The sequence below is a fragment of the Micromonospora sp. CPCC 206061 genome (assembly GCF_036906915.1).
GTDB lineage: Bacteria > Actinomycetota > Actinomycetes > Mycobacteriales > Micromonosporaceae > Phytohabitans.
Genome location: NZ_JBAKHX010000075.1, coordinates 1 through 23377, shown reverse-complemented (window position 1 = coordinate 23377; position 23377 = coordinate 1). Strand labels below are relative to the sequence as shown.

25 protein-coding genes are annotated in these 23377 nt (G+C 68.1%); 15 read left to right on the top strand and 10 right to left on the bottom strand.

Features of this window, described 5'->3' with window-relative positions:
- Positions 1-79 precede the first annotated feature (79 nt).
- The 3 genes from V6V89_RS33135 to V6V89_RS33125 are packed head-to-tail and all read right to left on the bottom strand — an operon-like array spanning position 80 to position 1723.
- Positions 80-472 carry a nuclear transport factor 2 family protein gene (locus V6V89_RS33135; protein WP_334623490.1) on the bottom strand — a complete coding sequence of 131 codons (393 nt, stop codon included), beginning with the start codon at positions 470-472 and terminating at the stop codon, positions 80-82.
- Positions 473-510: 38 nt separating this feature from the next.
- Positions 511-1293 carry an MBL fold metallo-hydrolase gene (locus V6V89_RS33130; RefSeq protein ID WP_334623489.1) on the bottom strand — a complete coding sequence of 261 codons (783 nt, stop codon included), beginning with the start codon at positions 1291-1293 and terminating at the stop codon, positions 511-513.
- A 49-nt stretch (positions 1294-1342) separates the two neighbouring features.
- Positions 1343-1723, bottom strand: coding sequence for a VOC family protein (locus V6V89_RS33125; protein ID WP_334623488.1), 381 nt, complete (start codon positions 1721-1723; stop codon positions 1343-1345).
- A 286-nt stretch (positions 1724-2009) separates the two neighbouring features.
- Between V6V89_RS33125 and V6V89_RS33120 the strand changes: the two genes are divergently transcribed.
- On the top strand, positions 2010-2891 hold the full coding sequence (locus tag V6V89_RS33120; RefSeq protein ID WP_334623487.1) for an SPL family radical SAM protein: 882 nt from the start codon (positions 2010-2012) through the stop codon (positions 2889-2891).
- 29 nt (positions 2892-2920) lie between these two features.
- On the opposite strand, the gene V6V89_RS33115 is transcribed toward V6V89_RS33120, so the two are convergent.
- A complete protein-coding gene (locus V6V89_RS33115; protein ID WP_334623486.1) occupies positions 2921-3316 on the bottom strand; it encodes a hypothetical protein in 396 nt (131 codons plus the stop codon).
- Between the two features lie 116 nt (positions 3317-3432).
- Here V6V89_RS33115 and V6V89_RS33110 point away from each other — a divergent pair, with 116 nt between their 5' ends.
- On the top strand, positions 3433-4956 hold the full coding sequence (locus tag V6V89_RS33110) for a pentapeptide repeat-containing protein (RefSeq protein ID WP_334623485.1): 1524 nt from the start codon (positions 3433-3435) through the stop codon (positions 4954-4956).
- Positions 4957-5250: 294 nt separating this feature from the next.
- Here the strand turns inward: V6V89_RS33110 and V6V89_RS33105 are convergent, their stop codons facing one another.
- The gene (locus V6V89_RS33105; RefSeq protein ID WP_334623484.1) at positions 5251-5622 is read right to left on the bottom strand and encodes a DUF4267 domain-containing protein; all 372 of its coding nucleotides are present in this window, start codon (positions 5620-5622) and stop codon (positions 5251-5253) included.
- Positions 5623-5712: 90 nt separating this feature from the next.
- Here V6V89_RS33105 and V6V89_RS33100 point away from each other — a divergent pair, with 90 nt between their 5' ends.
- Together V6V89_RS33100 and V6V89_RS33095 are read left to right on the top strand one after the other, a co-directional pair.
- On the top strand, positions 5713-6291 hold the full coding sequence (locus V6V89_RS33100) for a TetR/AcrR family transcriptional regulator (protein WP_334623483.1): 579 nt from the start codon (positions 5713-5715) through the stop codon (positions 6289-6291).
- Between the two features lie 389 nt (positions 6292-6680).
- Positions 6681-7367: a Type 1 glutamine amidotransferase-like domain-containing protein gene (locus V6V89_RS33095; RefSeq protein WP_334623482.1), complete on the top strand. Its 687-nt coding sequence runs from the start codon at positions 6681-6683 to the stop codon at positions 7365-7367.
- 61 nt (positions 7368-7428) lie between these two features.
- Here V6V89_RS33095 and V6V89_RS33090 read toward each other — a convergent pair whose 3' ends face one another.
- Entirely contained in the window at positions 7429-7809 is a 381-nt protein-coding gene (locus V6V89_RS33090; protein ID WP_334623481.1) for an ArsR/SmtB family transcription factor, read from the bottom strand.
- Positions 7810-7955: 146 nt separating this feature from the next.
- On the opposite strand from V6V89_RS33090, the gene V6V89_RS33085 reads away from it, so the two are divergent.
- The 3 genes from V6V89_RS33085 to V6V89_RS33075 all read left to right on the top strand — a co-directional run bounded on the left by V6V89_RS33085 (position 7956) and on the right by V6V89_RS33075 (position 9956).
- Positions 7956-8210, top strand: coding sequence for a hypothetical protein (locus V6V89_RS33085; RefSeq protein ID WP_334623480.1), 255 nt, complete (start codon positions 7956-7958; stop codon positions 8208-8210).
- The gene (locus V6V89_RS33080) at positions 8207-8389 is read left to right on the top strand and encodes a hypothetical protein (RefSeq protein ID WP_334623479.1); all 183 of its coding nucleotides are present in this window, start codon (positions 8207-8209) and stop codon (positions 8387-8389) included. The genes V6V89_RS33085 and V6V89_RS33080 overlap by 4 nt, the downstream gene beginning before the upstream one ends.
- Before the next feature lie 136 nt (positions 8390-8525).
- Entirely contained in the window at positions 8526-9956 is a 1431-nt protein-coding gene (locus V6V89_RS33075) for an FAD-dependent oxidoreductase (RefSeq protein WP_334623478.1), read from the top strand.
- Between the two features lie 18 nt (positions 9957-9974).
- Here V6V89_RS33075 and V6V89_RS33070 read toward each other — a convergent pair whose 3' ends face one another.
- Positions 9975-10460, bottom strand: a complete 486-nt coding sequence (locus V6V89_RS33070; protein ID WP_334623477.1) for a hypothetical protein — start codon at positions 10458-10460, stop codon at positions 9975-9977.
- Between the two features lie 785 nt (positions 10461-11245).
- Here V6V89_RS33070 and V6V89_RS33065 point away from each other — a divergent pair.
- Positions 11246-12049, top strand: a complete 804-nt coding sequence (locus V6V89_RS33065) for an aminoglycoside phosphotransferase family protein (protein WP_334623476.1) — start codon at positions 11246-11248, stop codon at positions 12047-12049.
- 851 nt (positions 12050-12900) lie between these two features.
- Positions 12901-14130 (top strand): serine hydrolase domain-containing protein, encoded by a 1230-nt coding sequence (locus V6V89_RS33060; protein ID WP_334623475.1) that lies wholly within the window; start codon positions 12901-12903, stop codon positions 14128-14130.
- A gap of 211 nt (positions 14131-14341) precedes the next feature.
- On the opposite strand, the gene V6V89_RS33055 is transcribed toward V6V89_RS33060, so the two are convergent.
- Positions 14342-15004 (bottom strand): MOSC domain-containing protein, encoded by a 663-nt coding sequence (locus V6V89_RS33055; protein ID WP_334623474.1) that lies wholly within the window; start codon positions 15002-15004, stop codon positions 14342-14344.
- Positions 15005-15172: 168 nt separating this feature from the next.
- On the opposite strand from V6V89_RS33055, the gene V6V89_RS33050 reads away from it, so the two are divergent.
- Positions 15173-15910 (top strand): uridine kinase, encoded by a 738-nt coding sequence (locus V6V89_RS33050; protein WP_334623473.1) that lies wholly within the window; start codon positions 15173-15175, stop codon positions 15908-15910.
- Between the two features lie 226 nt (positions 15911-16136).
- On the opposite strand, the gene V6V89_RS33045 is transcribed toward V6V89_RS33050, so the two are convergent.
- Complete coding sequence (locus V6V89_RS33045) at positions 16137-16961, bottom strand: serine/threonine protein kinase (RefSeq protein ID WP_334623472.1); 825 nt, start codon at positions 16959-16961, stop codon at positions 16137-16139.
- Between the two features lie 143 nt (positions 16962-17104).
- Between V6V89_RS33045 and V6V89_RS33040 the strand changes: the two genes are divergently transcribed.
- The 5 genes from V6V89_RS33040 to V6V89_RS33020 all read left to right on the top strand — a co-directional run bounded on the left by V6V89_RS33040 (position 17105) and on the right by V6V89_RS33020 (position 22204).
- A complete protein-coding gene (locus V6V89_RS33040; RefSeq protein ID WP_334623471.1) occupies positions 17105-17344 on the top strand; it encodes a hypothetical protein in 240 nt (79 codons plus the stop codon).
- Between the two features lie 374 nt (positions 17345-17718).
- The gene (locus tag V6V89_RS33035) at positions 17719-18294 is read left to right on the top strand and encodes a GNAT family N-acetyltransferase (RefSeq protein ID WP_334623470.1); all 576 of its coding nucleotides are present in this window, start codon (positions 17719-17721) and stop codon (positions 18292-18294) included.
- 162 nt (positions 18295-18456) lie between these two features.
- Positions 18457-19035: a PadR family transcriptional regulator gene (locus V6V89_RS33030; RefSeq protein WP_334623469.1), complete on the top strand. Its 579-nt coding sequence runs from the start codon at positions 18457-18459 to the stop codon at positions 19033-19035.
- On the top strand, positions 19032-19757 hold the full coding sequence (locus V6V89_RS33025) for an ABC transporter ATP-binding protein (RefSeq protein ID WP_334623468.1): 726 nt from the start codon (positions 19032-19034) through the stop codon (positions 19755-19757). The genes V6V89_RS33030 and V6V89_RS33025 overlap by 4 nt, the downstream gene beginning before the upstream one ends.
- The gene (locus V6V89_RS33020) at positions 19754-22204 is read left to right on the top strand and encodes an FtsX-like permease family protein (protein WP_334623467.1); all 2451 of its coding nucleotides are present in this window, start codon (positions 19754-19756) and stop codon (positions 22202-22204) included. The genes V6V89_RS33025 and V6V89_RS33020 overlap by 4 nt, the downstream gene beginning before the upstream one ends.
- Before the next feature lie 175 nt (positions 22205-22379).
- Here V6V89_RS33020 and V6V89_RS33015 read toward each other — a convergent pair whose 3' ends face one another.
- A complete protein-coding gene (locus V6V89_RS33015) occupies positions 22380-23279 on the bottom strand; it encodes an RCC1 domain-containing protein (protein WP_334623466.1) in 900 nt (299 codons plus the stop codon).
- Between the last annotated feature and the right edge of the window lie 98 nt (positions 23280-23377).

The window sequence follows — 23377 nt, the reverse complement described above, 5'->3', positions numbered from 1 at the left end:
TGGGCTGACCGTGCCTTGCGCGTTCGCGGGATCGGCTCGTGGTGTCCGAGGCCGAACCGGCCCCGGACACCACAGAGGTTCAGCCCCAGAAGGCGTCTTCGGCGGCCGGGGCGTCGGAGAAGAGCCACATCTCGGTGATCTTGCCGCCGGTGACGCGCAGGAGGTCAACGCCGTCCATGCTCATCGACGCGTCGTCGCGGCGGCCGCTGAAGTGGATGGTGGCGGCGACCAGGTCGCCGTTGGCCATGAACGTGTGGATCCTGTCGATAGCGAACGTGCCCCGGCTGGTCTCCATCATGCTGCCGAGCATCTGGAAGACGGCGTCGCGGCCCTTGTGCACGCCGGAGAACTGGTTGGCGCCGGGCTGGTGCCAGACGATCGACTCGTCGAGGAGTTCGCCGAGGGTGGCCATGTCTCCCGTCTGCACGGCCTGGAAGTAGGTGCGGGCGATGTCGATGTTCGTGCTGGTCATGGTGGTTTCTCCAAAGGTTCTTGTACGGGGATGAATGGCTAGCGGGCGAAGTCGAGGCAGCCAGCCAGGCCGGCATCGGTGAACGCGGCCTCGATCTCGTTTCGCCCTTCTGTGAAGTGGGCCCAGCTGTCGTAGTGGGCGGGGACGACCCGGCGGGCGCCGAGCACCTTCGCGGCCTCGGCACCCTGGGCGCTGTCGAGGGTGAGCAGGGCGCCTTCGAACGCGAAGGCCATGCGGGCGCCGCCGAGGAAGAGGATCGCGGTGTCGATGGGGGCGAACTTCTCGGCGATCTCCTTGACGTGTTCCAGGGCGGCGTTGTCGCCACTGACGTACACCGAGGGCAGGTCGTCGGCGGTGAGCATGAAACCGATGACGTCGCCGGTGATCGGTTCGCAGCCGGCGGGGCCGTGCCGGGCCGGCAACCCCGTGACGGTCACGGTGGCGCCGTCGGGCCGCTTGAGCTCGGCGGTCTGCCAGAAGGCCAGCCCGCGAGCGTTCCCGCCCAGACGACCGGCGCCGCTGGCAGTGGTGAAGACGACCGACGCCTGGGGCAGGAAGGCGCGGCCGGCGTGGTCGAGGTTGTCGTCGTGCTCGTCATGGGAGAGCAGGACGGCATCGACGTGGCCCAGGTCGGCGGCGGTGACGAGCGCAGGGTCGGTCTTGACGAGCTTGTGGTCGCCGGGCAGGGGCATGGGGTACTCGCCTGGCGGGTCGAAGGTGGGGTCGGTGACGAACCTGAGCCCGCCGTACTCGATCACGGTGGTCGGACCACCGTAGACACGGACGGGGATCTTTTCGCTGGTGGCGCTGGCGCCGGACATCGGGAACCTCCAGGCGGAGAATGGTGAGAACGCGGCTCCGCGGAACCGGTCAGAGCGCGGGTGCGGAGAACACGCCGAAGTGGCTGCCCGCCGTGTCCTGCAGCCGGGCGAAGGTGAAGCCCGCGGCGTCGCAGACCGGTGCCATGAGCACCTCGGCTCCCAGTCTCTCGGCGTGTTCGACGGTCGCAGCGACGTCCTGGACGAGGACGTAGAAGATCGCGTAGTTGGGGAACGCGCCCTCTGACTCCCATACGCCGCCGGTCGGCTGCTGACCGCCCGGCGTCATCACCGAGTGATATGTGACACCCGGGGTGTTGGTGTTGAGAACGTACTTCCAGTCGAAGAGCTCGCCGTAGAACTCCTTGACCCTCTCCGGCTGGTCGGAGCCGAACTCGAACCAGGCGACCGAGTTGAAGGCGGGAACGGTCATGACATTCCTCCTCACCCCCTTCCCGGGGGTGCAGTAACTCTATGAGGTGGGCTGGACTCGGCGGGTGATAACTACTCTCGGCCAACTCGGCGAGCTGACCCACGGCAGGACCGCGAGCCGTGATCGACTGCTGTCCAGCAAACCACTTATCTTCCATGGAATCAACTTCCTGGGATTATTGTTCCTGGATGAGGGTCCGGTGGCCTACCAGCGGACCGCTCTTGGACAGCACAGGAGACCGGTCGCGCTGACGGCGAACGGTTGAACAGCAGGAAGGAAGTCGGCCATGGAACCGGTCGAGATCGAGGCGAAGACCCTGATCCAGAAGTCGAAGACTCCGTCGAACGACTACGTGATCAACCCATACACCGGCTGCGTGCTGGGCTGCGCCTACTGCTTCGCCAGCTTCGCCGGGCGGCAGTTCGACCGATCCGTCAAGGAGTGGGGCGACTACCTATACGTCAAGAAGAACGCGGTGGAGCTGGCCCGCAAAGAGCTCGCGAGGATGCCGGAGGACAAGCGCCGGGGCACGATGCTGCTCAGCTCGGTCACCGATCCCTACCAGGGCCACGAGACGAAATACCGCCTCACCCGAGGCATCCTGCGCGAGCTGAAGGCCATTGAGTACCCGGGCCTGGTCCGCATCCTCACCAAGTCACCTGTCGTCACCCGCGACATCGACCTGCTCACCAGCCTGCCCCGCGCCGAGGTCGGCATGAGCGTGACCACCACCGACGACAAGGTCAGCCGCTGGCTGGAGGTACGGGCCCCGCTCGCCTCCCGCCGCCTGCGCACCCTGGCCGAACTTAGGGAGGCAGGCATCCCCACCTACGCCTTCGTCGGCCCGCTCCTGCCACACTTCGCCACCCAACCCGAGCTCCTGGACGACCTCTTCGGCCGGCTCGTCGAGGCAGGGGTGGGCGAGGTGTACATGGAGCACATCAACCTCAAGCGGTACATCCGCGAGCGCATGGACCAGGTCCTCGCCGGGGAGCCCGAAGAGGTCCGTGAGGCATACCTTCAGGCCCGCACCAAAGAACACCGCGAACAACTCGACGCGATCGTCGCCGACCTGCTGGCCAAGTACGGGCTGCGACTGCGGTTCGACGAGGTCGTCCACCACGACGACAACGACGCCCTACGGCAGAGGCTCGCGTCCTCGGCGTGACCGCCTCCCCCACCCCCGGAGGGCGCAAATCAGACGGTGACGTCGGCCCCGGGATCGGGCACCGCCTTGGCCCAGGTCGCCATCGCCTCCAGGACGTCGCGCAGCCCCTCGCCGAGAGGGGTGAGCCCGTACTCGAACTGGCGCAGCCGGCTCGATCGCGGCCGAGCGCTCCGCCCAGAAGCTACTGGGCATCGTCCCCCGAACCCCCAGCCAGTGGCTGACCGACATCGGCCTGTGAACCCTCGGACGACCTGAACCCGATCACCAACGTCGGCTACATCATCGACACGACGGTCGGCGGCGAACAGGCTCGCGACCCTGGCGAAGTCCTTGGCGTTCATCGCGTCCACATACGACGGTGGCTGGCCGGAGCCGGCCAGCAGGTCGCGGGCGAGTTGCTGGCCCCCATGGCACAGTCGTCGCACGCGCGCGTCAACACCCCGATCGCGATGCGATCCGACAAACGCTCACCCGATGACTTGACCTGACCAGCACGCGGCAGATCCCCGGGACCAAGGCTATGTCAACTAGGCTCTCGCCCGTGGACGAGACCTCGACGGCGTACCGAGCGGCTGCCGATCGGCTCGCGACAGCGGCGCCTGGCATGCGACGTGCGGCGACGGACGGCCTGATCGCACTAGCCGTGGCCGATCCAGAGTTGCGGCAACCGGTCACGGACATGATCTGCGGCTGGCTGCGTACCCCGACCGAGCCGAGCGACGTCGCGGCCGAGGAGCGTTGTGCGGTGCTGCGGTTACTCACGGACCGGCTGCGCGTGGGCGGCACGACGGAGGCCGTGGCACGGTGGAACGACATCAGTGTCGATCTGTCAGGAGCGACGCTTACCGATACCGATTTCAGCGGCTGCCGGCTCGACGGCGCTAGGTTCGCCGACACCCGGTTCCACGGCACCACGGTTTTCGACGGTGCCACGTTCGATGACGATGTCGCGTTCCAGCGAGCTGTCTTCTACGGCGACGCCAGCTTTGCCGGCGTGCGGTTCGAAGGCGACGTCGAGTTCGGCCGGGCCCGGATTCGCGGACGGGCGGACTTCACCGGCGCAGTGTTCGGCGGCATGGCCTGGTTCGGCCGGGGCACCGACACATGGTGGGATGACGACGAGGCATGGGAGACGGTCGACGAGATCGACCCGGCGCCGTGGGACGAGCCGAACGAGGACGATCCGGGCTGGCCCGTCGCGGTGCTCATGGAGGACTACCAGGACTGGGAGGAAGGCGGCGACGGCGCGCGGTTCGCCCACGATGTGTCGTTTCGCGACGTCCGCTTCGACGGCCCGGCCTGGTTCTACTACGCCCGGTTCGCAGGTGAGGCCACGTTCGCCGGTGCCCAATTCGCCGGACGGGTCCATCTTGACCAACCTGCGGTCGACCTCACCGGTGCGTACTGGGCCGGCGGCACCGACGACGGCGAGTCCGTGTGGCCGCTCGGTTGGACAGTGCGATCTGGCATGGTCAGCGCGTCGGATGACATCGAGGGCGGCGGCGATCTGGTGCCCGACGCGTCGGTGATGCCCTACACCCGGCAGCTAGCCGACCGCGATCCGGCCGTCCGCTCGGCCGGGCTGCAGGTCCTGGCCCGGCTCGGTGACGACCGGCCCGAGCAGCGGCAGCGAGTCGTGATGACCCTGTGCGCGTTCCTGCGGGTTCCCATACCGTTCGACCTACGCGCCGAGGGCCGCACCGCCGAGCAGACCACGCTGCTGCGGCTGCGATATGAAGCGCAGCAGATACTCGCTCAGCGACTTCGGCCCGGCCCAGGGCAATGGCACGACATGAACCTATGGCTCTGTGGTGCCACGCTTGTCGACCTGGACTTCAGCGGCTGCGAGGCTGAGTACGCCGAGTTCATCGGTGCCCAGTTCCATGGCACGATCCGGTTCGACGGCAGCCGGTTCGACCGGGCGGTGTTCACGTTGGATGGCCCGTGCGGCCGGGCCACTTTCCACGGCGACGTCGTGTTCGGCGCCGACCCGCCTGACGATTGGCTAGCATCCGCGGCAGCACAGCACCGACATGCGACACCGCACCCGAACCATCCGCGGTAACCCGCAGATCACCGTGCATTTCCGAGGCAAGGCATTGTGGGCATGGCGGGCTCGTTCCGAAGGGTGGGGTTCCACCGGTTGGCTTCGTTCGTGTGAACGGGGCCTAGATGTGCGTGACTTCCAGGCCCGGGTCGAGCGGTTTCCATTGATCAATGTCGCTGACCTTGGGGGCCCACTTTTGCGTGGCGGGGCGTTGCTGGGCTGGGGTTCAGAAGGGCGGTTCAGCGTCCGGGTGGGTGAGAACGGCGGTGGTGCCGGCGAGCGGCAGTGCACACTGCACCCGCGGCAGCGGCGCTACACCGCGAACAGGAGGGCGGCGTCGAGGAGTACGACCACGGCCGTGGCGAAGTGGATGCCAAAGGCGACCGCCTTGGTGCCGCCGTGGCGCAGCACGATCAGCGTGTCGCCCAGCGGGTTGAGGGTGACGACGAGCATGAACCAGGCGACGGCGTCAGCGGTCGTGAACGCGATCAGGGCGAGCCCGACCAGGCCGTAGACGAGGTCGCGCAGGCCTTTCACCGTGAGGTAGGTGGTGTCGCCGTCCGGGGCGACCGGTACGCCGTATCCGGCGGCCGACGGACGTGGCTGCAGCAGGAATCGGGATCCCATGTACACGAGGAACAGGTTGAGGACGATCGCGAGCCCGTAGGCGATGGGATTGAGCATGTGCCTCACTCCAAAATCTAGCGACGCTAGGAACAAGAGCGAAGCTAGCATAGCCTTGGCAGGATCGCTAGCAGTGCTAGGATTCTGGGCATGGCTATTCGGGAGCGCCGCGAGCGTGAGCGGGCGGAACGGGAACGCGCGATCATCACCGCGGCGCGGGACCTAGCCGAGTCGGAGGGGTGGGACGCGGTCACGACGCGCCGGCTCGCCGCCGAGATCGAATACAGCCAGCCGGTGTTGTACAGCCACTTCAAGGGCAAGGAGGCCATCATGGCCGCCGTCGCCGTGGAGGGCTTCGCCGACCTGGCCCGGGACCTGGCGGCCGCACGCGCCGCCGCGGCCGGCGAGCGCCAGGCGGTGGCCGCCGTCGCCGAGGCCTACACCTCGTTCGCGGAACGCCGGCCCGCCCTCTACGACGCGATGTTCACCCTTCGCGTCGACCTACCGTTCGCCAGTCCGGACGCACCGATCGACCTGCCCAGGGGCTTCGCCGAGCTGGCCGAAACGGTGCGCCCTATCGCCGCGGCCGACGAGCTTGAGGCGCTGACCGAGACCTTCTGGAGCGCGCTGCACGGGCTGGTGACGCTCATGCGCAGCGGCCGGTTGCGGCGCGCCGACCACGCACGGCGCCTCGCGCTACTGGTGGACCGCTTCACCTGCGGAACCTGAACGGCCGTCACCCGGCGCGATAACGCAGCACGACCACGCCCCTGTCGAGTGGGTCCGCGTCGATCAGCCGGAAGCGGTGCGGGTCGAAGCTCTTCGGCGCAGGCCTACCTTCCAGCCCGAATCAACGACAGCGTTGGGTCAACCGGCAATGGCACAAGCGGGCACCGCGCAAACTTCGATGGCAGAAATCCCCGCGGGGACAAAGCTCGCTGACACGAGAAACATACCTCAATGACAAAGGACAGTCGTCGTCGTGCGGGCGGAGGCAGTTGACGGTTGGACGGCCGCCAACGGATGATCCATCGATGTGTCGCTCGGGTTAGCGAGCGGGACGCTGGTCCTCATGGGCAACATGATCACCGTCATGCGGCGTCAGGAGAGCGGATTTCATGAAGTTCCTTCTCACATCGTCGGGCATCTGTAACCCGAGCATCTCCGACGCGCTCGTCAACCTGCTGGGCAAGCCGATCGCCGAGTCCACGGCCCTGTTCATTCCCACCGGTGTCTACCCCTTCTCCGGCGGGGGTGAGAGGGCGTGGAAGGCGATTCACGGCCAGGCTTCGATCCCGCTGTGCCAGCTGGGTTGGAAGTCCCTGGGGATGTTGGAACTCACCGCACTGCCGACCATTCGAGAAGAGAACTGGGTCCCGGCGGTCCGGGAGGCCGATGCCCTCCTCGTCTGGGGCGGCGATGTGCTGTACCTGACCTACTGGCTGCGCCAGTCGGGTCTGGCCGACCTCCTACCGTCGCTGAGTGACACGGTTTATATAGGGGTCAGCGCCGGGAGTATCGCGGTCACCCCGTACAACTGCGACGCCGAATTCAACCTTGGATTCGTCCCCGACGGCAGCAACATGGCGCAGGGCGCCGACCGGGCGCTGGGGCTGGTGGACTTCACGCGGTACCCCCACCTCAATCATCCGGACATAGAGGACGCCGAGCTGTCCAACATCCAAAAGTGGGCGTCCGAAATCCCGGTCCCGACCTACGCCATCGACGACAACACCGCCATCAAGGTTGTCGATGGCACCGTTGACATCATCTCCGAAGGCGACTGGAGACTGATCAACCCCTGACCGCGACGTCCCTTCAGCCCGAGCCAGCCCTACACAGGATCAGGTCCGCGTCGAGTGCGGGTCAGCCGACCAGGACGGACGCCTCGACGGTAAGCAGGCTGGCGAGTTGGCGCATGAGGCCGGGCTGGGCTCGGTAGTAGACCCAGGTGCCGCGTCGTTCAGCGGTGACGAGGCCGGCTTCGCGCAGGGTCTTGAGGTGGTGGGAGATCGTCGGTCCGGACAGGGTGAATGCCGGGGTGAGGTCGCAGACGCAGATCTCGCCGTCGGGCGCGGACGCGATCATCGACATCAGTTGCAGCCGGACCGGGTCGCCCAGTGCCTTGAAGGCGGGGGCGAGCACGGTCGCGGTCTCGGCGGGGATGCGGTCCTCGGTGATCGGCGCGCAGCATGGCTGGCCAGCACTCAGGTCATTGAGGGTCAGGGCCGCCGCCTGCTTCGACATGCCTCTAGGTTGACAGATCTCGAAACAGCGTGCAACTCTCTGATTAGAAGAACGTCAAGACAGCGTCCTGGACAGTGCCCCATTAAACCGAACCTTGTCCCATCCCGATCGACGACCGAGCAGGCCACCTGTTGAAGGAGCATGAGATGAACGACACCCAGACCCCGGGCCGCACGCCGGGCGCCTTCGTCGGCGACCCGGCCGCGGCCCTGGCCCTGACCGGCTCAGGCGGCTGTTGCGGCAACCCACCCCAGACCACCACGATCACCCTGCCCGACCCGGTCAGCGCGGAGGCTTCCCCGTGTTGCGGCACCCAGGCCGAGGCACAGGCGTCGGGTGGCTGCTGCGGCACGGTGGCCAAGGCGGAGGCGGTCGCCTCCGGCGCGGGCTGCTGCGGATGACCACCCGCGAACTCGCGACGCCGGTCCCGGTCGAGGGCTTGGGTCGGCTGCTGGACGCGGTGTCCGAGCGGCGGTTGTCCCCGACGGTGGCGGCGTTGTCCAGCGCGCCGTTCGCGGGGCGGCGGGTCGGGTCGCCGGGCGGCGCCGCCGCTACGCCGCCGCCGGCCTCGCGGCGGTAGGCATCGGCGCCGGCATGGCCGGCTACCACAGCCCCGCTGACACCCCAGACCGCGTACAGGCGGCCACCATGGCCGCACTTGCTCGCCTCGTCGTGGCCACCACCTTGTTCACCGTCAACGCCTTGGAGACCTTGTCATGAGCAACCGTCTGGACGACCTGCCGGTCGTCGTCATCGGCGCCGGCCCAGTCGGGCTGGCCGCCGCCGCCCACCTGGCCGAGCGCGGCCTTCCGTTCACCGTCCTGGAAGCCGGCGACGGCCCGGCTGCGGCGGTGCGGCAGTGGGGACACGTACGACTGTTCTCACCCTGGCGGTACAACATCGACCACGCCGCGCGTCGCCTGCTCGCCGACGCCGGCTGGGTCGAGCCCGACCTGGACGTACTGCCCACCGGCGGCCAACTGGCCGCCGACTACCTGCAGCCGCTCGCCGACCTGCCTGCCTTCAAGCCGCACATCCGCTACAGCGCCCAAGTGGTGGCGGTGACCCGGCTCGGTGTGGACCGGGTCCGCACCGCCGGGCGCGAACAGACACCGTTCCTGGTCCGCCTCGCCGACGGCGAAGACCTGCACGCCCGCGCCGTGCTCGACGCGTCCGGCACCTGGACCGCACCGAACGTGCTCGGCGCGTCCGGCATCCCCGCACACGGCGAAGCAGCCGCTGCTACGTTCATCGAGCACGCCCTGCCCGACGTCCTCGACCGTGATCGCGACCGGTTCGCCGGCAAGCGCACACTCGTGGTCGGCGCCGGCCACTCGGCCGCTAACACGCTGCTATTCCTGGCCGAACTCGCCGACCAGGCGCCGGGGACCTCGGTGGTGTGGGCGATCCGGTCGGCCAGCCCGGCCCGCACCTACGGCGGCGAGAACGCCGACGCGCTGCCGGCCCGCGGCGCCATCGGCACCCGGCTGCGCCAACACGTCGAAGCCGGCACCATCGAACTCGTCACCGGATTCTCCGTACACGGCATCACGTCCACATCGGACGGCCGGGTCGAGGTGACCGACGGCACCCGCACGATCGCCGCGGACCGGATCGTGTCCGCGACCGGGTTCCGTCCCGACCACAGCCTCACCACCGAACTGCGCCTGGACCTCGACCCGATTCTCGGCTCGACTCGTGCGCTGGCGCCTCTGATCGACCCCAACCAGCACTCCTGCGGCACCGTGCCCCCGCACGGCGTGGACGAGCTGGCCCACCCGGAGCCGGGCTTCTACGCCATCGGCATGAAGAGCTACGGCCGGGCACCGACGTTCCTGATGGCCACCGGTTACGAACAGGCCCGCTCGGTCGTCGCCGCGCTCGCCGGCGACTGGGCCGCGGCCCGCGACGTACAGCTCGATCTACCCGAAACCGGGGTGTGCAGCAGCAACGTCTCACCGGACATCGACCGGATCGATGGCGCCAGCGACGGCGGATGCTGCGGCACCACCGCATCCGAAACAGCCGTGCCGGCGGGTCGTGGCCTGGCGACCGGTATCAGCGGTGGCTTGCTGTCGGCCCCGTTGACATTGCTGCCCGTCGCCACACCGGAGTCAGGAGAGCAGGCCGGCGGTTGCTGCGGATGAGTACTCGTCGGCGGGCATCTACTGTTCGAGCGCCTCATGCACCGTGCGTCGAGCCCGCCCGGGGGCGACCGCAGGGGCGCGTGTGCTCCGCCGCGGCGCGGCGATGGTGGCGGCCGTGCTGCAGAGCGCCGCAATCAGCGCCACCGGGCCACCGAGTCCGAGCGTCGGAAAGACCAGCGGTACTGCCGGGCCGATAAGCGTGGTTCCGTCCTGGTAGTACGTCATGACCAGGACTGCGGCACCGGCAGCGACGGCGCCAAGCCCGACTCCGGAGATCCGCAGCCACCTCCGGGCGCCGCTGTTCAGCAACATGTGACCGACTGTTGCATTGAGTGCCGCGGCCATGTTCAGTGCCGCAGCGGCGGCGACATACAGGCCCCAGAGTGGAAAGCGCAGCAAGGCAACCTCGAACTGGCCGTAATGTGCCCAAGGCAGCAGGAAGATCGCCGCGACAGCGCCCACCGCGCCGACTACCGCCAGGGCCAACGCCACACTTCGGTTCATCGCTGACTCCTCTCGGTCGCTGCTCTTGGGGCTCGCCGGCGGCGGGCTAATGCGGCCAGGCCGGGTAAGCGTGGCAACCAGCGGCACCACAATAGTGGAGGCAAGCCCGACACCCCCACCAAACAGAACGAACCTAGCAAACGAGCCGCATGCGCTTCGGCTCACCGCTCGAGCCTTGTCAGCATCGACGGAACGGGTGAACCGGAGCAGCGTCTACTTCGACCGGCCTGCCGGCGTCGCCGCGGCAGGCGGCCCGCGCCGGTGACTGTCTGCCCCACCGCGCCGGCCCTTCGCTTGCTCATCACAGCTCGCCTCGCCGGGACGGCGGAGATCGGGGCGGAGGTATCGAACTGCTGCATCATGCTCTCCATCGGGAGGTCGTCACCTGGTACTCGGCGGCTCGTATTTCGGCCGTGCACCTGACCATGGCTGCCGCTACTGACACCGCCCTGACAGCGCGCTGACACGCACGCTCAGCCCGCATCAACGCGATGGCAGCAGCGTGCAGCGGCGCCGGCTTCATCTAGCCCGCGCGCGACGACGTGCACTATGGAGCCCTCCGCAACACCGGAAGTCAGCTGATACCGCGATGGCTTGACCCGGCCGCACCGTGCCAAGGCCCTGGGATTCGCGCGGCGTCACCGTCAACCCAGTGGCCGGGCATACTCGATACCGACGGCGAGGGGCGAACGTGGCCCGGGAAACGTTTGAAGACCCGGACGGGCGGCCTCCCAGGGACCAGAAAACGAGTGGACGGGTAGAGGGCTGTGGTCCACAGTCGCTCGATGAGTGACGTCGACGCCGTGTCAGGACCCGACCTGAGCCGTCCCGCCCCGGTGCAACGAGTCGGCTCCCACGCGCTGCGACGGGCATGGCCGTGGACGGCAACTACGCATGCGCTGCTGCGGCACCTGGAGGACGTCGGGTTCGATGCCTGTCCCCGTGTCGTCGGCGACGGGTTCGACGATACGGGCCGGGAGATCCTGACCTGGATCGACGGCGAGGTCGTTCACCCGCAACCCTGGGACGCGCCGGAGCCGGCGTTGTTCGAGGTCGGCCAGCTCATGCGCCACCTGCACGACGCGACATCGTCGTTCGTCGCCCCAGCAGACGCCCGCTGGATGCCCTGGACACTGCACCAACACGGCCCGCACACCATCGTCAGTCACTGCAACATCGCGCCATGGAACATCATCAACCGCAACGGCCGCCCGGTCGCCTTCATTGGCTGGGAATACGCCGGCCCTACCGATCGGCTCAACGAGATCGCCGCGACCGGCTGGTACTGCGCACAACTCCATGGCGACGACGTCGCCGACCTGGTCGGGCTCCCCGACGCCGACGTGCGGGCCGGATGGTTGAAAGCGTTCCTCGACGGCTACGGGCTACCCGCACGTGAGCGGGCGGGCCTGGTGACCCGCATGATCGAGTTCGCGATCCGAGACACCGCCGGCTACGCCCGCGTCCAAGGCATCACACCCCAGACAACCGATGCCAAGCACATCTGGCTAATGGCCTGGCAGGTCCGCGCGGCCGACTGGATGCTGCAACACCGTCGCCTGCTTCAGAACGCCATCGAACGCGGCTGAACGGCCACATACGCAACCACCCGAAGTGGTGCTCAAGCACCGTCGGCGGGTCGTAGGAGGTCCAGAAGCCGGGCGGGTCGCGGTCACAGGTCTTTGGCCATGTTGCGGCCGGTCTCGGTGAAACCCAACTGCTCGTACGTCGGGTTCGACGGCGACGTTGTAGACGAACGCAATGTCGTGGGTGACTTTGACCCAGAGGAAACCAACCCGGCGGTCGCCGTCGTAGGCGTACCAGAAATGGTGGTCAGGGGTGGCGGACTCGTCGGGAAGCAGCTGCGCGTAGGTGTCAGCGGCGTTGCGAGCCGCGTCCTGCGCCGACCGGCCCGACGCGGCGACGCTCTGCGCGTAATGCGCCTCGGCCTCGACCCGCCACGGCTTGTACTGATCCTCGGTCATCGGCTCCAGTCGTACATCCGTCACGACCCACAACCCTATCGAGTCGAAAATGCTGCAGATATGGCATGGCCAACAGCGAGCGGTCGCCATGATGCGGCAGGTGGAACGCGAACAACGCCGCCGGGCGTGGCGCCCGTCGCAAGGTTGTCGAGCTGGTCGTCGTGCCCGGGCCGAGCACCACTTTCATCGACTGTCTGAACTACGCGGCCCACGGGTTCAGGCCCGGCTGGCTCCTTCCCGCCCGCGTGTCAGCGGCGGTGTCAGGACGGTGACGGCCTGGTGTCAGAGCGGTTGGCGACGGTGGGTGCCATGAACGGTTCAGCGATTACGGCCTCAGGGCTCCGAACTGGGACACGCCGAGCTCCCGCCGACCCCCGTGCGTCGCTCATCGAAGCCCATGATCGCCGCCGGGGCGGGTCTCGCAAGATCGAACACTGTATGTCAGGAGATTCATGATGGGACAAGGCAACAGCGGCATTTCGGCAACGGGGCTACGCAGCCTGCGTGAGGTACTGGCACGGCATGTCGAGTCCGGGAAGATCCCCGGATTGGTCGCCTTGATCAGCCGGGGCGGAGAGACGCACGTCGAGGCGATCGGGACGATGCGTCATGACGGTGGCGCGCCGATGCGGCGGGACACGATCTTCCGGATGGCCTCGACATCCAAGCCGGTCTCGGTCGCGGCGGCGATGGTCCTGCTCGACGAGTGCAGGCTGCGGATCGACGACCCGGTGGAGCCGTGGCTGCCCGAACTGGCCGACCGGCGGGTGCTGAAGCGGATCGACGGCCCGCTGGACGACACCGTGCCGGCACGGCGGCCGATCACCGTACGGGACGTGCTGACCTCCACGTTCGGGCTCGGCATGGACATGACGGTGCTGGGCACCCCGATCATGGGCGCGATCTTCGAGCAGGGGCTCACGCCCAACCTGCCGGAGCCGATGCCCGAGCCGGACGAGTGGATGCGCCGCCTCGGCACACTCCCGCTGATGCACCAGCCAGGCGAGCGCTGGCAGTACCAGATCAGCAGCGATCTGCTCGGCGTGCTCGTGGCCAGGGTCACCGGCCAGCCGTTCGAGGCGTTCCTGCGCGAACGCCTCTTCGACCCCCTGGGCATGAAGGACACCGGCTTCCACGTACCCGCCGACAAGATCGACCGGCTGCCGGCCCTGTACGCCCCCGATCCGACGACCGGTGAGTTCCACGTGTGGGACGAGCCCGTGGGTGGACGGTGGAGCCAGCCTCCGGCCTTCCCGGGCGGCGGCGGTGGGCTGGTCTCCACCGTCGACGACTACCACGCCTACTTCCGGATGCTGCTCAACCACGGCATGCACGGCAGTGAACGGATCCTGTCTCGGCCTGCCGTCGAGCTGATGACCACCAACCGCCTCACACCCGAGCAGCTCGCCGCGCGGACCGCCCTTGCCCGCGACAACGTCCACATCTCGCACGGCCAGGGACAGCACGGCGGCTGGGGCCTCGGGATGGCGGTACGCACCTACCGCGGCGACTACGCGCCCATCGGCCAGTTCGGCTGGGACGGCGGAAGCGGCACCTCGACCTACGCCGACCCGGACAAGCAACTCACCGGAATCCTGCTCACCCAAGTCGGCGCGTCCACACCCGACTCGATCCGGGTCATGCACGACTTCTGGACCACCATCTACCAGGCAACCGACGACTGACACCGAGCCAGCGTCGCGGGTAGCCCGCACCGGCTAAGCCCCGCCCGCAACCCAGAACCCTACTGGCTGCCCTCGCGGCCGAGCCGAGTTTACGTGTCTTTCCCGACGCGTTGACTCGCGCTCGACCGCGGGGGTCTGGCCTCGCGCCGCAGACCTCCGTATTGGCAACGCCGCCCGCGCGGCGGCGACCGGTCGGCCACCGGACCACGAGCTACCGCCGCCGGGGAAGCCGTTCCGCGAGGGTCTCGCGCAGGTCGTCGGGCAGCCCGTCGATCTCGACCAGGTCGGGCAGCAGCTGCGGCTCGGTCAGGTACGCCCGAAACGCCTGCGCGATCGTCACCCCGTGCGCCGGACGGTCCTCCACGGTCACCGGATCACCGGACCACACCTCACCCGGCTCCAGCACCCGCAGGTACGCACCCGGGCGGTTCGCCCGGGTGAAAGTCTTCACCCAGCGCGGCTCACCCATCTTGTGCTGGAACGTGGCGCACGGGATGCGGCCAAACGTCGGCTGGAGGACCAACCGTGGACCGATGCGCCACCGCTCGCCGATGACCGCGCCGTTGACATCCACACCCTCGGTGGTCAGGTTTTCTCCGAACAGCCCGTTGGCCAGCCGGCGGCTCAGCCGCGCCTGCCACCAGTCGTAGTCCTCCCGCGCGTACGCGTAAACCGCCTGGTCGTCGCCGCCGTGATTCTCGATGTCGAAGATCTGGTCACCGACCAGGCCGCTGTGCAGCCCGATCGTCTTGGGCCCCGGTGCGCGCACGCTGACCAGGTGATCAACCGGCCGCTTGTTAATGCCCGTGACACCAACGCCCTTGGCCGGGTTGGGCTCCGGCACCGCCAGGTTGACCGACACAATCCTGCTCACGCCCAGCAACCTAACCGCTCCGGCCACCGCGCGCCGCGCAATTTCCCGTTGCCGGGGTCACGGCCGGTAGCACCAGATGGTCGTCGCTTGGACACGGTGATCGGACATCCTCCTCATGTCCGCCGGCGCTGATGATCTGTGCTGGCTGGCTGCGATAGGTTGCGGGTCATGGACGGTGGTCCGGCCGCGGTGCAGTTGTCGGTGTCGACGTGGCGGCAGCCGCTGCCACGCCCGGCGTCGGAGCAGCGTTCGGGGATGCTGGCCCAGGTCGCCGAGTGGGTGCTGGGCGCCGGTAGCCGGCGGCTGCGGGTGGGCATCGACGGGTTGACCGCTGCGGGCAAGACCAGCTTCGGTCACGAGCTGGCGCAGCAGATCAGCGCCCGTGGCCGGCCGGTGCTGCGAGCGAGCTTGGATGACTTCAAGAAGCCCTGGCGCGACCGGTACCTGTATGACCGCGAGTCCGGGGAGGGCTACTACCGCAACGCCTTCGACTACGAGGCGGTCGCACGGCTGTTACTGCAACCGGCGGGGGCTGACGGGTCCGGCCAGTGCGTGCTTTGCAGCATCGATCCTTTGACCCAGGTCGAGCATCGTGACGTCGTCACGGTTGCGGCAGCCAATGCGGTGCTGATCGTCGATGGCGTCTTCGCGTTCCGCCCGGAGATCAACGACTTCTGGGACTTCCGGATCTGGATCGACGTTGACGAGGACACCTCCGTGTGGCGGGGCACCCACCGTGATCAAGACTGGGCCGGCGCGCAGGCCGAGGCGGTGCACCGCGACCGCTATCTGGTGGCTGAACGGCTGTATCTGGCCGAGGTGGATCCGCTGCGACCGGTTGACGTGGTCATCGACAACACCAGGTTCGACCAACCGCGCCTGCTACGCGACCGGGGCGCCGGGTGAGGCGTGCCGTCAGCGCCCCGGCGCGCGTGGCCGGCCAGGCCCGGCGACAGCCTGCTCATAGGGCAGGTGCCGGGTGCAGCAGTAGCACCTCAATCAGGGCGCGGGTACCACCAGGCGGATGCCGGCCTTGGTCATCAGCCGCTCGCGGCGAGCCACTTCGAGTCGGCCGTCGTAGACGACCAGCGACGCCGCCCCAGCGTCGTCCGCCGGACGACGCAGCGACGCGTCACATCGACCTGGCCGTTTGCCACTCGGCGCAGAACTCCGCCAGGCTGCTATGGCGCCGTTCGGGCTCAGTTTCACATGCTCGCATAGCGACGCTCCAGAGCCCTTCCGGACCGCGAAACGCCTCCCGGTTCATCGTGCCGTCACCGAGCAGAACCAGCACTGTACGCCCGAGTGTGAATACGGAGGTTCGTTGATCGATCATCGCGCCTTTGACGAACTCCTCCGGCGCCATAAAACGGGTCGACCCGAACATGCGACCCATCTCGTTGCGAAACGGACCAGAGTGGTAGTTGTCCAGGTCCATAATAGACAGACGGTGGGTTGTGAAGTTGTAGAGCAGGCACCCGTCGTAGAAGTCGCAGGCCACCTCGCCACCTCGGCCGAGCAGGTCGTGGACGTCGACGACGGTGTCGAGCGCGGCGACGATACGTTCGATCGGCAGGTGCCGGAACCTGTAGAACGTCGACGCCGGATCATCGCGGGCATCGCGAGGGACACCGAGCAGCTCGCCATCCACCCAGCTGTAGACCAGCATCGGCCCGTGCGGCGACTCAATCACGCGTTGCAATAGCGGCAGGGCCGTGTGCCGGTAAGCCTGACTGATTCGGGCCGCATTGCGCAGCAGCCCGACCCGCTGCTCGTGGGTGAGATGCGGCAGGTCGAGTTCGCGGTTTCCGGCGGTCTTGATGAAGTACCGTTCGCCGCTGACCTCGACGCCATACGACACGTTGCCAGAGTCTTGCTGGTCGAACACCGCGAAGATCGCTCCAGCATCGCGGATGTGCTCTTCGGGGGCGCAGTCGGTCCAATCCACACTCAACACGCTGGGGCAGCCTACGCCAGTTCTGCTATTCGGCTGTCCACGGTACTGCGGACCCACCCTCTTCCTGCTTCGACTTCGCCGGCCGGGAAAGGTTGACGGGAAATGCCTGGCTTCCGATGTCGTCCGGCGGCAAGATCTCCGGGATGGCGCTGCACCAGGACGAGGTTGCCGAACACTCCACCGTCTGGGATCTGCCGCCCCACGCACGACAGGCCTACTGGAACAGCCTGAACCTCGACGAACTGACGTGGGCCCGCGCCCGCGCCTGGGCCATCGCGGTGGGCGTCAGCGGAATCTCCTACTACTGGCAGTCCTATCCCGAGTTCATCGCCGAATGCCGAGCACGACTCCAGGCGATCCTCACCGACGCCGCTGCACGATGAGCGGCAAATGGGAACGCGGCCGGATCAGCCCGGCTGGCGGTACATCGTCGAAGAAATGGGCAAGGCCGGCGTGACCGCGCATCTGGCCGAGCCGGCCGACACGTCCGCGCTGCGCGGACGCAAGCTGCGAGCCAAGACCGACGCGAAACTCCTGCGGAACTGCTCGCGCAAGGTCGGCTGCCCGAGTGCCACATCCCGCCCGCGCCGGTCCTGTAGGAAGGCCCGGCATACCGCACGTGCGACAGCGACCCGTAGCAGTCAGGATGATGTGATCGTCCAACGCCGTAGGCGGCGTCCTCGTCGCGGCCGGACGGCAGGCACAGTGAGCGGTAATTCGTTTGGCGCCCACGGTCCGAGTCGTTACCTTGCCGGCCATGTCCTTGCGCATTGAGCAGCCGCGTGACCATAGCGCGGTACGCTCCGTCCATCAGGCCGCCTTTGGCGGCGAACACGGCAGCACGGTGGCCCAGCTCGTGGACGCCCTGCGCCGCGCCGATCCCGCCGCGCTTTCCCTGGTGTCCGAGGAGGCGGGCGAGGTCGTGGGGCACATCCTGTTCAGCACGGCGCTGCTAGACGCGCCGCGGCGGCTTGTGGCGGTTCAGTCGCTGAGTCCACTCGCGGTCGCGCCGAAGTGGCAACGCCGCGGTATCGGCTCTGCGCTCATCCGCGCTGGTCTGCGGCACCTCGACGAGCGCGGTGTCCCACTGGTGTTCCTGGAGGGCGATCCCCACTTCTACTCACGTGTGGGTTTTGGCCGTGCTGTGGAACAGGGCTTCCGTAAGCCATCGTTGCGGATCCCCGATGAGGCATTTCAGGTCGTGAAGTTGTCTGCCTACGAACCCTGGATGACCGGGACATTCGTCTACTCGAACGCTTTCTGGGAGCACGACTGCGTCGGCCTGCGCGAGATGACGCATGAGGAGGTCGGCCTCTCGTCGGACCTTGACTAGGGCACGGACCCGCCGTCCAGCGCCACGACCCGGTGCTGACTTGGACGCTTCTCGCATGGCGACTCCCCCAGCGTGGTGCGGCACCGGAGGTCAGGCGGGCGCACGACCTGAGGACGGTGAACTCTTGACGGCTAGGTCGATATACTGAGTATCATACTCGGTATGACAATCCGGCACGCCCTGTTGGCCCTGCTCAGCGAGGGCCCAAAATACGGCCTCCAGTTGAGGCAGGAGTTCGAATCCAGAACCGGGGAGGTGTGGCCGCTCAACGTCGGGCAGGTCTACACCACTCTCCAGCGACTGGAGCGTGACGGCCTTGTCGTGTCGGAGGGCTCCGGCGGGCCCCAGAACGTATTCACGATCACGCCGAGCGGCTCCGGCGAGCTGAACGAGTGGCTGCGCACGCCACCGGACGTGGTGCCGCCACCGCGCGACGAGCTCGTCATCAAGCTGCTCGTGGCAATGCGCGTGCCAGGCGTTGACCTGCCCGAGCTTCTCCAGGCGCACCGACGGCACCTCGTGCAGGCGATGCAGGAGTACACGCATCTGAAGGGTGAGATCGCCGAGGGTGAGGTGGAGCTGTCGCTCGTCGTGGATTCGGAGCTGTTCCGGATAGAAGCGATCGTCCGGTGGCTCGACACCGCGGACGCCCGGCTCAAGCGCCTACCGGCTCGCACCGCGGTCGAGGACCAGATGTCCGCGCCGCGCGTCGGCCGCAAGATCGCGGGGGTACGGCGATGAGCGCGGCCGTCGAACTACGCCATGTGTCAAAGGTCTACGGATCGGGTCCCACCGAGGTGCACGCGTTACGCGAGGTCGACCTGTCCGTTCGCAGCGGCGAGCTGGTGGCGGTGATGGGCCCGAGCGGCTCAGGCAAGAGCACGCTGCTCACGATCGCCGGAACGCTGGAGGAACCGACCAGCGGCGACGTCTTCATCGCCGGTCACGAGTTGGCGCGCCTGTCCCGCAACGACCGCGCGCGGCTACGGCGGAGGTCGATCGGATATGTCTTCCAGGACTTCAACCTCCTCGCCGGGCTGACCGCCGTCGAGAACGTGGCGATTCCGCTAGAACTGGACGGCGTGAAGGCCAAGGTTGCCCGGGCAGCGGCGATGGAGGTACTCGCAAAGCTCGGCCTGACCGAGCGGGCCACCCGCTACCCGGACGAGCTGTCCGGCGGCGAGAGCCAACGGGTGGCGATCGCCCGGGCCGTCGTCGGTGAACGGCAGTTGCTGCTGGCTGACGAGCCCACCGGCGCGCTCGACTCCTTGAGCGGCGAGACGGTGATGCGCATGCTCCGCCTGGCCAGCCACGATGGCGTCGCCGGCGTGGTGGTGACCCACGACGCCCAGATGGCCTCCTGGGCCGACCGCGTGGTATTCCTGCGTGACGGCCGGATCGTCGACCAGACGGCACCGAGCCCTGGCCCGGAATCCCTCCTGGCACCAGGAACGAACAAGTGAGCCGTAACGGTGGCCTGCCGGCCCGGCGGGCGGTGGTCCGCTGGGCGTGGCGGCTGTTCCGCCGCGAGTGGCGCCAGCAGGCCGCGGTGCTGACGCTCCTGACCGTCGCCGTCACGGCGGCCGTCGTGGGCGTGTCAGCCGGCTACCACTCGACGCCGCCGGGCACCGCCAGGTTCGGCTCCGCCAGCCAGTGGTTCACGTTGTACGCCGACGAAGAGCGGCCGCTGGATAGCCGGATCGCGCAGGCGCGCGAGTGGTTCGGCACGATCGACGTGGTCGGGCACTGGTACCTGCCGGTCCCGGGCTCGGTGGAGACCGTCGAACTGCGGGCGCAGGATCCACACGGTCCGTACAGCGGGCCGATGTTGCGGCTGCTGAACGGTCGCTACCCGACCGCACCCGGCGAGGCGGCGCTCACCGACGAGGTGGCGACGGACCTGCGGGTACGCGTCGGCGGCGTGCTGACGCTCGACGGCCGCACCTGGACCGTGGTCGGCTTGGTCGAGAACCCCGGCGATCTTCGCGCGGAGTTCGTCCTCGTCGCGCCGGCACGGCCCGAACCGCCGGAGTCGGTCACCGTGCTCACAGCCGCTGACCCGGCACGGTTCGCGGAGTACCGCGCGCAACACGGCCAACCGGCGTACGAGCTGCGTCCTTCACACGAGTGGGTCGAGGCGGCCGCCGGAGTGTTCAGTGCCTTCGCGGTGAGCATGCTGCTCGTCTGCCTCATCGCGGCGGCCGGCTTCGCCGTCGTCGCGCACCGCCGGCTGCGCCAGCTCGGCCTGCTCGCCGCGGTCGGCGCGACTCCACGACACCTTCGTCTCGTGTTGCTGGCCCATGGCGCCGCGGTCGGTGGCGCTGCGTCGGTGGTCGGCGCGGTCGCGGGTGCCCTGGTGTGGTTCACGGTGACACCACGGTTCGAGGCGGCGGCGGGGCACCGCATCGACCGGTTGGACCTGCCGTGGTGGCAGATCGCCGCCGCCGTACTGCTGGCTGTCCTGACGGCGACCGCGGCGGCGTGGCGGCCGGCGCGCGCCGCTGCCCGGGTACCGATAACGCTTGCCCTTTCCTCGCGCCCGCCAAGGCCCAAGCGGGTGCGCCGGTCGGCGGTGGCCGCGGCCGTGCTCTTGGTGCTGGGCATCGTCTCGCTGCGGCTCGCGCAACGAAGAAACAACGAGGCATCCCGCGACGCGCTGGAGATCGCCGACGTGGCGCTGATCGTCTCTGGCACGCTGGCGATCGGGTTCGCCCTGCTGTTCGTCGGCCCCCTGGCGATCCGGGTGCTTGCCGCCATCGGCGCCCGACTTCCGGTCGCTCCCCGACTGGCCCTACGTGACCTCGCCCGCCATCAGGCACGGTCGAGCGCCGCGCTGGCCGCGATCAGCGTGGCGCTCGCGATCCCGACCGCGACCGTGGTCGCGGCGAGAGTCCTCGAGCAGACCGCCGCCGAAGGCAACCTCTCCGACCACCAGCTCCTCATCTGGACCGACTCCCCCGGCCTGCGCGTTCCCGACCGCACACCGGCCCAGCTCGCGGCGGTCGAGGCCCAGGTTCGGCGATACACGGCCACGCTCACCGACCCGACCCTCATCCCGCTTGAAATCGCGATAGATCCCGTCGAGGAACCAACCGAGGACGCCGGCGGTGGACGCGTCGGGCGACCGCCGGTCGGCGTCGGCCCGCAGACTGACCAGGGCTCGCTCCCCGGTTCGGCGGCGGTACCGTTGGTCGCCACACCTGAGCTGATCCGTTACTACGGCGTCGATCCAGCCAGCATCAGCCAAACAACGGACGTGCTGACCACGCAGCCCCGCTCGGACCTGTCGCTGCTTTTCGAGTCCCTCCCGCAGGCAACCACTGAGCAGCTGCCGAACCCGCGGTACGAGTCGCTTCCAAAGACGCTCCTCACTCCCGCGGCCCTGCGACGCAACAACTGGAAGCCGGTGCGGACCGGCTGGCTGGTCGAGACCTCCCGGCCGTTGACCCAGGAGCAGCTCACCGGGGCAAGGGAACTCGCGCTCGACGCGGGGCTAGTCATCGAGGACCGCAACAAGCGCGGTGGGCTCCTGACACTACGCGCGATCGCGACGACGGCCGGAGCAGTTCTCGCGCTCGCGATCCTAGCCATGACCGTCGGGCTGATCCGGGCCGAGGCGGCCGGCGACCTACGCACGCTGACCGCGACGGGCGCGACGGGCCGCATCCGGCGCACGCTCACCTCGGCAACGGCCGGCGGCCTCGCGCTGCTGGGCGGAATCCTGGGCATCGGCGCCGCGTACACCGTCATAGTGGCGGGCTCATCCCGCAGCCAGCTGAACGATCTGGCGCGCGTGCCGGTCGTGGAGTTGCTCGTAATCGCCGCCGGCGTACCGCTGGTCGCCACAGCACTTGGCTGGCTGCTCGCCGGGCGGGAGCCGCGATCCCTGATTCGAGTACGGCTGGAGTGAACGGATACTTGGGCGTATCGCGCCAACGGTGGAGCAGGACGCCCGCATGGCTGGCTGCGCGGTAGGCGTCGGTCAGCACGGCGAGCAGCTCGTCGGTGACCTCGAGGGCAGCGAGCGCCGAGATCAAGCGTTCCCTGACCGCGTACGACCACCGACCGCATAGGGAATCACTCGTCTACCTGGGCGACCGGATCGCGTCCCAGCCGGTGATGTCGCACTGACCGTGTTTGTTGTTTCCGGCGGCGACAACTGTTCCGTCCGCGCGTAGTCCGAGAGTGTGGGTGGATCCGGCTGCCACCTCGACGATCTCGCGCCAGTCGGCTACGTCGCACTGGCCGTAATCGTTGCTGCCCACGGCCACGACTCGGCCAGCCGCGGTGACTCCCACGGTGTGGTAGCTGCCAGCCGCCACTGCCGCAACGTCCCGCCAAGCACCGACATCACAGGCGCCCGCCGATTGATCCCCGACCGCAAAGACGCGTCCGCCGTTGGTGAGACCGACCGTATGGAGGTAGCCAGCCGCGATGGCGGCAACGTCACGCCACCTGTCGACCGCGCACTGCCCACGGCGATCGTTCCCCACGGCAACGACGGTGCCATCGACTCTGAGGCCCACCGAATGCCAGTCGCCACAAGCCAACCCGACAACCTCACGCCATTCGCTCACGTTGCATGCCCCCTCGCGGAGCCGTCCCGCAGCCAGCACGGTGCCGTCACCAACCAGCCCCAAAGTGCGGCGCCAGCCCGCAGCGACAAGGGTCATGTCGCGCCATGACGAGACGTCACACTGCCCGTCACCGTTCCAGCCCGTCGCCATCACAGTGCCGTCCGCGCGGAGGCCGACGCTGTGGGATCGTCCAGTGTTCGACGCCGTATGCACGTTGCCGGCCGCCACGGCGACCACATGGACCCAATCTTCGACTCGACACTCACCAGATGTTCCCGTGCCGACCGCAACCACGGTGCCGTCGGCACACAGGCCCAACGAGTGTCGTCGTCCAGCGGCGATGACAAGACTACTCACGTGCACATCATTGCGGATTTCATGACCATGAGCGGATCCAGCCCGCTGCATGCCTCCAGGCTCGTGAGCGCCCACGAAATCGTCGAGGGACTGTCAAGATAACGGTGTAACTGGATCTTGCTAACTGTCTACTTGCGACCGGCGGACAG

Coding starts and splice junctions, on each gene's coding strand:
- V6V89_RS33135 (WP_334623490.1), bottom strand. CDS start 472: ATGACCAGCACGAACATCGACATCGCCCGCACCTACTTCCAGGCCGTG.
- V6V89_RS33130 (WP_334623489.1), bottom strand. CDS start 1,293: ATGTCCGGCGCCAGCGCCACCAGCGAAAAGATCCCCGTCCGTGTCTAC.
- V6V89_RS33125 (WP_334623488.1), bottom strand. CDS start 1,723: ATGACCGTTCCCGCCTTCAACTCGGTCGCCTGGTTCGAGTTCGGCTCC.
- V6V89_RS33120 (WP_334623487.1), top strand. CDS start 2,010: ATGGAACCGGTCGAGATCGAGGCGAAGACCCTGATCCAGAAGTCGAAG.
- V6V89_RS33105 (WP_334623484.1), bottom strand. CDS start 5,622: ATGCTCAATCCCATCGCCTACGGGCTCGCGATCGTCCTCAACCTGTTC.
- V6V89_RS33100 (WP_334623483.1), top strand. CDS start 5,713: ATGGCTATTCGGGAGCGCCGCGAGCGTGAGCGGGCGGAACGGGAACGC.
- V6V89_RS33095 (WP_334623482.1), top strand. CDS start 6,681: ATGAAGTTCCTTCTCACATCGTCGGGCATCTGTAACCCGAGCATCTCC.
- V6V89_RS33090 (WP_334623481.1), bottom strand. CDS start 7,809: ATGTCGAAGCAGGCGGCGGCCCTGACCCTCAATGACCTGAGTGCTGGC.
- V6V89_RS33085 (WP_334623480.1), top strand. CDS start 7,956: ATGAACGACACCCAGACCCCGGGCCGCACGCCGGGCGCCTTCGTCGGC.
- V6V89_RS33080 (WP_334623479.1), top strand. CDS start 8,207: ATGACCACCCGCGAACTCGCGACGCCGGTCCCGGTCGAGGGCTTGGGT.
- V6V89_RS33075 (WP_334623478.1), top strand. CDS start 8,526: ATGAGCAACCGTCTGGACGACCTGCCGGTCGTCGTCATCGGCGCCGGC.
- V6V89_RS33070 (WP_334623477.1), bottom strand. CDS start 10,460: ATGAACCGAAGTGTGGCGTTGGCCCTGGCGGTAGTCGGCGCGGTGGGC.
- V6V89_RS33065 (WP_334623476.1), top strand. CDS start 11,246: ATGAGTGACGTCGACGCCGTGTCAGGACCCGACCTGAGCCGTCCCGCC.
- V6V89_RS33060 (WP_334623475.1), top strand. CDS start 12,901: ATGGGACAAGGCAACAGCGGCATTTCGGCAACGGGGCTACGCAGCCTG.
- V6V89_RS33050 (WP_334623473.1), top strand. CDS start 15,173: ATGGACGGTGGTCCGGCCGCGGTGCAGTTGTCGGTGTCGACGTGGCGG.
- V6V89_RS33040 (WP_334623471.1), top strand. CDS start 17,105: ATGGCGCTGCACCAGGACGAGGTTGCCGAACACTCCACCGTCTGGGAT.
- V6V89_RS33035 (WP_334623470.1), top strand. CDS start 17,719: ATGTCCTTGCGCATTGAGCAGCCGCGTGACCATAGCGCGGTACGCTCC.
- V6V89_RS33030 (WP_334623469.1), top strand. CDS start 18,457: ATGACAATCCGGCACGCCCTGTTGGCCCTGCTCAGCGAGGGCCCAAAA.
- V6V89_RS33025 (WP_334623468.1), top strand. CDS start 19,032: ATGAGCGCGGCCGTCGAACTACGCCATGTGTCAAAGGTCTACGGATCG.
- V6V89_RS33015 (WP_334623466.1), bottom strand. CDS start 23,279: ATGCAGCGGGCTGGATCCGCTCATGGTCATGAAATCCGCAATGATGTG.